Below are 7,988 nucleotides of genomic sequence, written 5' to 3'. Positions count from 1 at the left end.
GTCGCTTGAGAATCAAGCGACCTGCTGAGCTTCTTCGGCTCCGCCGAGGTTAAGTTGCCAGAACCCTCCAGACACAGGTTCCGATCAAGGTGAAGGCTCATGGCCGATCGGCCATGAGCCTCGTGCGATACGGCGCGGAGCGGCTGGGTCATGCCCTGCGGTGGAACCTGCCCGAGTTACCCGAACTGATCAGGCTGCTGAGCACGCCATTTCACGCGCCAGGCGCGGTCTGAGGGCAAGATGTCCGGTACAGAGCGAAAGCTGAAAATCGCTGAAAATATTGGTACCAACTCTCTGCTCCGCCCTCCAACGGCATCGAATACCTACTGAACACCGCCTTCTTCCGGACCTTTCAAACACCACCCTCCCTGTCTTGGACCTGCACCCTGCGGCCTTCCAGTCCTGACAGCACTTCGACGAGGCCAGCCTGGCCGAGCTGGCCGACTCCATCCGCAAGAACGGCGTGCTGCAGCCGCTGCTGGCGCGCCCCACGCCGGACGGTCACGAGATCATCGCCGGGGAGCGCCGCTGGCGGGCCGCGCAACTGACCGGTCTTACCGAAGTGCCCGTGAACGTCCGCGAGTCACCGACGAGCGGGCCATGCGCGCCGCGCTGCTGAAGAACCTGCACCGCGAGGACCTCAACCAGTACGAGGAAGCGGCCGCCACCCTGCGCCTCGTCGCGCTGACGCTCGGCATGGACGAGGACACCGCCCGGGCCCGCATGTACGCCGCCGCGCGCGGCACGAGCACCGAGGACCGCGATGTGCTCGAGCAGCTCTTCGCCGCTGCGAGCCTGGGCAGTTGGCAGTCGTTCACCACGAACAAGCTCCGCGTGCTGCGGTACCCAGAGGTGATCGTGCAGGCCATGCAGGCGGGGCTGCACTACAGCATCGCAGCCGTGATCGCCGCCGCGCCCGACGCGCACCAGGCGGAGCTGCTGGTCCTGGCGCTGGGCGGTGCCGGGTACCGGGAGGTCAATGCCCGCCGCGCCGCCCTGGAAGCCCGCCCGACGCCGCTGAAGGTGGACCCCACCCGCGTGACCGAGGTCGGCAAGCGCATCGGCAGCGTGAAGTGGCTCGGCACGCTCGACGACAAGGCGCAGAAGGACCTGCAGAGCTGGCTGAACCGCATGCCGGACAGCGTCCGCAAGGCCATGAACCTCCCGGACTGAACGGGTGAACTGACGTCAGTGCGTGGGAGTGACCGTGGGCGATGAAGGGGCAGTTGACGCGCCGCTCACTGCTCCCGCAGGCTTCCACACGACGGGATCAGATGTGAAACTGAAGGCCGGAGGAAACGCCCTGAAGGAACCTGTCGACCACACCCCTCAGCGCAGTGCCCACCCCCACCCGACGTCCCACGTGTGGCAGAGTGCCCAGCGCTGGCGGTTGACCGAGGCGCAACGCCGAACCGTGTACCTGTGGGTCTGCGCACTGGCAGCGGCGACGCAGTTCGTCGCCGCCCTGGTCATCCTGATGATGGACGCCTCTACACCCCTGTGGTGGCCAGTCGTGGGCGGTGGACTCTGCCTGGCTGCCTGGATCCTCCTATGGTCACGACGCCTTCCCTGGCAATGGGTGGATTCCGGGCTGCTGCTGACCGCCAGCGTACTCGTGACCACGCAGATCGCCACCCACAAAGGGCCCCTCCCGGCAGACATGCTCTTCGGGTGCGTGTTCCTGCTGCTGGCCGCGTTCAGCATCCTGCCCCTGAAACTGGCCTTCGGGTACATGGCCGGCCTGCTCACAGTAGTGGGAGCCGAACTGATCATCCATGGCGGACCATACGCCCTGTTCTGGAATCTGGTCCTCGCCGGCCTGCTCACCGCGCACCTCTGCACGTTCGGGCGGAACATCAGCCTCGAGCGGGCAGAAGCGACGATACTCGAACGTCTGGCCAACACCGATGCCCTCACGGGGCTGGAGAACCGGCGGGCCATGATGTCACGCGTGCACCTGGCGTGGCCGGACACGCTGGGCGCCGCGCTCCTTCTGGTTGACCTGGACCGCTTCAAACGCATCAACGATCAGCTCGGACACGACGTGGGAGACCAGGTGCTGCGAGACGTCGCAGACCGGTTAGCCCAAGTGGTCGGCGCTCAGGGGTGGGTAGGCCGGTGGGGTGGCGAAGAGTTCCTGATCCTCATCCCTGGCGGGCAGGACAGCAGGCGCGTCGCAGCAGAACTGGTCGAGAGCGTACGGGCCCAGGCCCTGAGTGGGGGCGTGAGGGTCACGGTGAGCGTGGGAGGCGCCACAAATGCCGAAGTCGGATCACGAGAGGACTGGGTACGGCTCGCGGACGCGCGACTGTACGCCGCGAAGGAGGGCGGACGGGACCGGGTGGAATGGATGCAGCCCGCCGATCTCGAATGGAGCGGCGACCAGGTCGGGTGAGCGGCGCGCATGAGGTGCAGCTCACTGCCCTGCGAATAGTTCGCGATCCTGCCCTCCCGAGAGAGTCAGGAGGGCAGGATCTGGAGGAACAGTCTGGCATGGACGAGGTCGGTGGCAACTGATCGTGCCGTTCTTCCAGAGGCTGTGACGCTGACGCGTCGTGCCCGCAGGAGCGTGCTCCCATCACTGCACCGTCTTCCCCACATCAGGGGCCGCCACCTCCAGACCTGAGTTCAGACCCACGGACGAACCGAGCACCTGCGTCAAGGCGGCCACCACCTGCGGATCGAAATGCCGCCCGGCCTGCGCCTGAATCTCCGCCAGCGCCGCCGCCTGCGACCACGCCCGCTTATACGGCCGCTCACTCATCAGAGCGTCCAGCACATCCGCCACAGCCACGATACGGCCACTGATCGGAATCGCCTCGCCCCGCAGGCCCGCCGGATACCCGCCCCCATCCCACCGCTCATGATGCGTGCGCGCAATCTCTTCAGCCACCACCACCAACGGGCTCTGCCCGCCCGCCATAATGCTGGACCCAATGGTGCAGTGCGTCATCACAATCCCGAATTCCTCCGGCGTGAGTCGGCCCGGTTTGAACAAGATGCTGTCCGGAATGCCGATCTTGCCGACATCGTGCAGGGGCGCGGCGCGCCGGATCAGGTGCACCTCGACGTCCGGGAGTCCGAGATACGCCGCGAGCCTCGCCGCTGTGGTCCCCACCCGGGCCATGTGCTCACCCGTATCGTCATCCCGGCACTCCGCGGCCCGCGCCAGGCGCTCCAACACCTCCAGTTGCGCCGCCTCAATCTGACTTTGCAGGCGCACGTTATGCAGCTGGATCGTCGTCTCAGCCATCTTCCGGTCCGTGATGTCGATGGCGACGCCAATCAGCCCCGTGGGGACGCCCTCACTCCCAAACACGGGTATTTTCGTTGACCAGAACGTCCGTTCTTCACCGATCGGAAGCTGATCAGTCACTTCATAAGTGTCCGCCTGGCCCGTCAGGACCTGCTCGTCACGGTGGCGTGAGGCCGTGGCCACTGGGGGAGCAAACAAGTCCTCATCCGTCTGCCCCAGGATGGCCTCGATGGGACGACCAATCTGGGCCGCGCCCGCCTGATTGATCATGGTGTACCGGCGGTGCTGATCCTTGACGAAAATCGTCTCCGGAACGGTGTCCACGACCGCCCGGAGGAGGCGGTGGCTGCCTTCGAGCGCGTCTTGCGTGGCCGTGATCTCCGTGAGGTCACGGAGCGCCGCTGTGAACAGGCGTTCATCCGGCAGGTCCAGTGGCGTGATGGCCAGTTCACACGGAAAAGTCTGGCCGTCCCGCCGGAGGGCCATCAACTGAATGCGGTGTCCCAGGACGGGCCCTTCGCCCGTCTTCAAGTAGTGCGCGAGCCCCCGGCGGTGGGCGGCGCGCAAGTCCGGTGGGATGATATGGTCGCCCAGATCCTCACCGAGCACCTCCGCGCGGGCGTACCCGAACAGCCGCTCGGCGGCCGGATTCCATTCGGTGATCCGCCCCTGCTCATTCATCACGATGACGGCGTCCAACGAGGAGTGGAGGACCGCGGCATTGACCGCCTCCCGGTGGGCGAGCTGGGTCACAGTGCGGTGCAGTTCCAGCTCGCTCACCACACTGTCGGCCAGGTGCTGGAGCACCTGATACTCCTCTGGGGTCAGGGGCGCGCGAGGCGCGCGGTCCAGAACACAGAGGGTGCCCAGTGACTCCCCAGCTGGAGTGATCAGGAGTGCACCGGCGTAAAACCGGATGTGTGGATCACCCGTGACCAGCGGATGGTGCGCGAACCGGTGATCAAGCCGCGCGTCTGGAATGACGAGCACCCCGGCATGCTCCAGAGCATGCGGAAAGCAGGAGAGAGCCCGCGACCTCTCGCGGAAATCCAGGCCGTGACAGGCGGAGAACCATTGCCGCTGTGCGTCCACGACACAGACGAGGCCCATGGGGGTGCGGAAGACGGCGCTGGCCAGGCGAACGATCCGGTCGTAGACCGCGTCAGGGGGAGTGTCCAGGATCTGGTAGGCCGTGAGGGCCGCGAGGCGAGCGGCCTCGGAGGGGGGCGGGTCGTCGGCACTCATAGCGGCGAGTGTAGGAGCTGCCCCCTGTCAGAAGACTCACGGACGCCCCGATACAGCCCGTGACCGGGAAGGGCCGGAAGACGTCAGCTGAGTTGCACACCATTCTGTCCAGATACTTGCTGCACGAACACCATATCCAGCCAGTCCTCCGCGTCGTCGAGGCTGCGGCCGTCCATGATCAGGTCGTCCCGCCAGGCGCGCCACGCGTCGGCGCGCAGGTCCTCGTCCATGAAGGGCCGGAACTCGTGACGCCTCGCTCCGATCCGCACGGCCGCGCCCCAGCGCGGCCATCACCGCCGCACCGGACGGTCCTGACGCCACGCGTCCACCTGCTCGGCACTCATCGGCCGCGCGTACAGGAACCCCTGCGCCCGCTCGCACCCCAGGTCCAGCAGCAGGTCCTGCTGCTCCTGCGTCTCCACGCCCTCCGCGATCACGTGCAGACCCAGCGCCTGCCCCAACCCCACGATCGCACTCAGGATCGTGTGCACCGGCCGCTGCGCGGACGGCATGAACGACCGGTCGATCTTGAGCAGGTCGATCGGCAGCGCATGCAGGTAACTCAAGCTGGAGTACCCCGTCCCGAAATCATCCAGGGCCACCGTGATCCCCAGCGCCTTGATCTCCTCCAGCACCCCCCGCACCCGCGCGACGTCCTGCAGCAGCGCGCTCTCCGTCACCTCCAGTTCCAGCAGCCGCCCCGGTACGCCCGTGCTCGCCAGGACCTCCTGCACGGTCCGCACGAACGACGGCTCACTGAACTGCGACGCGGACACATTCACCGCCACGCGCACCTCCCGCCCGGTCACCTGCCACGCCCGCGCCTGCCTCGCCCCCTCCCGCAGCACCCACGTGCCCAGGTGCGGCATCAGGCCCGCGCGTTCCGCCAGTGGAATGAACACACCGGGCGACACGCTCACCCCGTCCGGCCGCGTCCAGCGCAGCAGCGCTTCCACCCCCATCACCGCACCCGTCCGGGCATTCACCTGCGGCTGGTACACCAGGTGGAACTGCGCTTCATGCACCGCGGCGCGCAGCGCGACCAGGAGGGCCTGCTGCTCCCGCATCTGCGCGTCCAGGGACGCGTCGAAAAACCGCACGCAGTTCCCACCGTCCGCCTTGGCGCGGTACATGGCCGCGTCCGCATGCCGGATCAACTCGTCCGCGTCCGTCCCGTCATGCGGGTACACCGCCACGCCCACGCTGACCGGCACCGTCACCGCGTGATCATCCAACTGGAACGGGCGGCGCAGCGTCCGCAGCAGCCGCTGCGCGACCGCCTGCGTTTCCGACGCGGTGAGGTGCTCCGCGAGCAGCACCAGAAATTCATCCCCGCCCTGCCGCGACACGACGTCCTGCCCCCGCACCTCCTGCTGCAGCCGCGCGGCCACCTGACGCAGCAACTCGTCCCCCAGCGCGTGCCCGAGCGTATCGTTCACGCCCTTGAAATCATCCAGATCGAGGAAGAGCAGCGCGAACGCGTGCCGTTCCCGCGCGGCCTGCATGATCGCACCCGACAACTGCTCGAGCATGGTGGCCCGGTTCGGAAGGCCCGTCAGGTGATCGTGCCGCGCGAGGTGACTCATCCGCTGCGCGAGCGCCTGCTTTTCCGTCACGTCATGGAAGACGATCACCCCGCCGATCAGGTCCCCCGTCTGATCGAAGATCGGCGCGGCAGAATCCTCGATGTGCGCCACCGGCCCCAGGCGACTGCGGACCGTCGCCTCCGAGGACAGGCCCACCACCGTGCGGTCCCGCAGCGCCACCCGCAGCGGGTTGAGCACCGTGCGGTTCGTCCGGGGGTCCACCAGTGGCAGCACCGTCTCAATGGCTCGGCCGAGCGCCTCGGTCTCCTGCCAGCCGGTCAGGCGCTGCGCGACCGGATTCATGAACGTGATCCGGCCCCCCGGGTCGGTGGTGATCACGCCGTCCCCGATGGCGTCCAGGGTGATGCTGGCCAGCGCCCGTTGCCGGCTGAGTTCCTCCTCGGTCTTCCGGAACGCGGTCACGTCCATGCCCAGCGAGTAGAACCCCCGCACCTCCCGGCCCCGCAGGTCGGGAATGTACTGCACGTGCGTGTCCATCACCCGCCCGTCCAGGGTCGTGATGCGCCGCTCGAACGACTGCGGTTCCCCCCGCAGGGCCCGCTCAATGAACGGCCGGTTGCGCTCGTACAGGTCCTCGCCCACCACGTCCCGGAGGTGCTGGTCGCGCAGGTGCCCGGCCTGCCGCCCGAACCAGTCCGCGTACCGCTGATTCGCGAAGCGGTTGTGCAGTTCGGCGTCCCAGTACCCGACCTTGACGGGCAGATGATCCAGCAGCACCTGCAGGTCCTGCTGGTCGTGCAGGCGGTCTTCCACGTCGGTGAGCGTGCCCGCGAGGTGCAGGGGCATGCCGTCCGCAGCGCGCCGCACCACCTTGCCGCGCAGGGCCAGCCAGCGCCAGGTGCCGTCCGGGAGGATCACGCGGTGCAGCGCGTCCAGTTTCGCCCGCTGACCCGTGAGGTGCTCCTGGACCTGCGCGCGGACCACCGCGCGGTCCTTGCGGTGCAGGGCCCGCCACCAGGTGCGGACCGGGAGCGTGCCCTGCGGCGCGAGGCCCAGCAGCGCGCTCACCTGGTCGGTCACGCGGACGTGCCGGTCCCCGACGCGCCAGTCCCACACGCCGTCCTCCGTGGCCTGATGGGCGATGTGAAGCTGGTCGGTGAGGGTGCGGACCGGCGTGACGTCCTGCACCTGCGTGACGTAGAACGCAGGCTGACCGTGCTGATCGGTCACGGTGAGGACGTACACGTCCACCCAGACGATCCCGCCTGTGCGGGGCAGGTAGCGTTTCGTGACCGCGTAATCGCGGCGCGTGCCGGCGCGCAGGTCCGCGAGGGCGTCACGGTCCGCGGCGCGGTCGTCCGGGTGCGTGAACTCCAGGAAGCGCTGCCCCGCGAGGTCCTCGGTGGAGGTGCCCAGCAGGCGGGCAAGGGCGTCGTTGGCGGTGATGAACGTGCCGTCCAGGGCCACGAGGGCCATACCCTGCCGGGTGTGCTGGAAGATGACGTCGAACATGTGGGCGTGCTGCTGAGGCATACGGGCGACTCCTCGGAAGGGACACACGGTGAAGGAACTGGTGGGGAGATCACTAGAGTATCCGCCCCGCACCCGGTTGTGGGGACCATGTGACCGCTCTGGTCGACACCACCATTCAGGGGGCCACCGAGATGGAGAGCCGACACGCTGAGACTCACAGCGGTTTCCAGTTCCACCCCACGGCCAACACCACGCCCTTCAACTCCACTTCCAACCGCTGGTGTCAGGTCCTCGCTCTGCTCGTTCAGGAGTCTTGACGGTGCCCTTCGATACTCCTGAATTCTTCTGTCAGGACCCGCGCTGCCTTGACACGCTCAGGCGGCCTAGTTCGGTGCTGCCTGGCGCCGCAGGGCGTGCCCGATCGTCCGGGCGGCCACGTCCAGCAGCGCCCGGTCCTGCGCCCGCCA

The 7,988-nt window shown here is 67.7% G+C and carries 6 protein-coding genes; 3 read left to right on the top strand and 3 right to left on the bottom strand.

Annotated elements, in window-relative coordinates; translation table 11 throughout:
• The first annotated feature begins 463 nt into the window (after positions 1 to 463).
• The 3 genes from IEY69_RS21890 to IEY69_RS21185 all read left to right on the top strand — a co-directional run bounded on the left by IEY69_RS21890 (position 464) and on the right by IEY69_RS21185 (position 2,395).
• Complete coding sequence (locus IEY69_RS21890; protein WP_229784190.1) at positions 464 to 619, top strand: ParB N-terminal domain-containing protein; 156 nt, start codon at positions 464 to 466, stop codon at positions 617 to 619.
• Positions 601 to 1,173: a ParB/RepB/Spo0J family partition protein gene (locus tag IEY69_RS21190; protein ID WP_229784189.1), complete on the top strand. Its 573-nt coding sequence runs from the start codon at positions 601 to 603 to the stop codon at positions 1,171 to 1,173. Before IEY69_RS21890 ends, IEY69_RS21190 begins: the two co-directional genes overlap by 19 nt.
• A 103-nt stretch (positions 1,174 to 1,276) precedes the next feature.
• Positions 1,277 to 2,395: a GGDEF domain-containing protein gene (locus tag IEY69_RS21185; protein ID WP_189075069.1), complete on the top strand. Its 1,119-nt coding sequence runs from the start codon at positions 1,277 to 1,279 to the stop codon at positions 2,393 to 2,395.
• 183 nt (positions 2,396 to 2,578) lie between these two features.
• Here the strand turns inward: IEY69_RS21185 and IEY69_RS21180 are convergent, their stop codons facing one another.
• The 3 genes from IEY69_RS21180 to IEY69_RS21170 all read right to left on the bottom strand — a co-directional run bounded on the left by IEY69_RS21180 (position 2,579) and on the right by IEY69_RS21170 (position 7,581).
• Entirely contained in the window at positions 2,579 to 4,501 is a 1,923-nt protein-coding gene (locus tag IEY69_RS21180) for a PAS domain S-box protein (RefSeq protein ID WP_189075068.1), read from the bottom strand.
• Between the two features lie 83 nt (positions 4,502 to 4,584).
• Positions 4,585 to 4,770, bottom strand: coding sequence for a hypothetical protein (locus IEY69_RS21175; RefSeq protein ID WP_229784188.1), 186 nt, complete (start codon positions 4,768 to 4,770; stop codon positions 4,585 to 4,587).
• Between the two features lie 21 nt (positions 4,771 to 4,791).
• Entirely contained in the window at positions 4,792 to 7,581 is a 2,790-nt protein-coding gene (locus tag IEY69_RS21170; RefSeq protein ID WP_189075066.1) for a sensor domain-containing protein, read from the bottom strand.
• Positions 7,582 to 7,988: the final 407 nt, after the last annotated feature.

The sequence above is a fragment of the Deinococcus sedimenti genome, from assembly GCF_014648135.1.
Lineage (GTDB): Bacteria > Deinococcota > Deinococci > Deinococcales > Deinococcaceae > Deinococcus > Deinococcus sedimenti.
This window is presented reverse-complemented; position numbering and strand designations above follow the sequence as displayed.

Bases quoted from the DNA above. Each gene is read 5' to 3' on its own strand.
- IEY69_RS21190 (WP_229784189.1), top strand. From the start codon at position 601: ATGCGCGCCGCGCTGCTGAAGAACCTGCACCGCGAGGACCTCAACCAG.
- IEY69_RS21180 (WP_189075068.1), bottom strand. From the start codon at position 4,501: ATGAGTGCCGACGACCCGCCCCCCTCCGAGGCCGCTCGCCTCGCGGCC.
- IEY69_RS21170 (WP_189075066.1), bottom strand. From the start codon at position 7,581: ATGCCTCAGCAGCACGCCCACATGTTCGACGTCATCTTCCAGCACACC.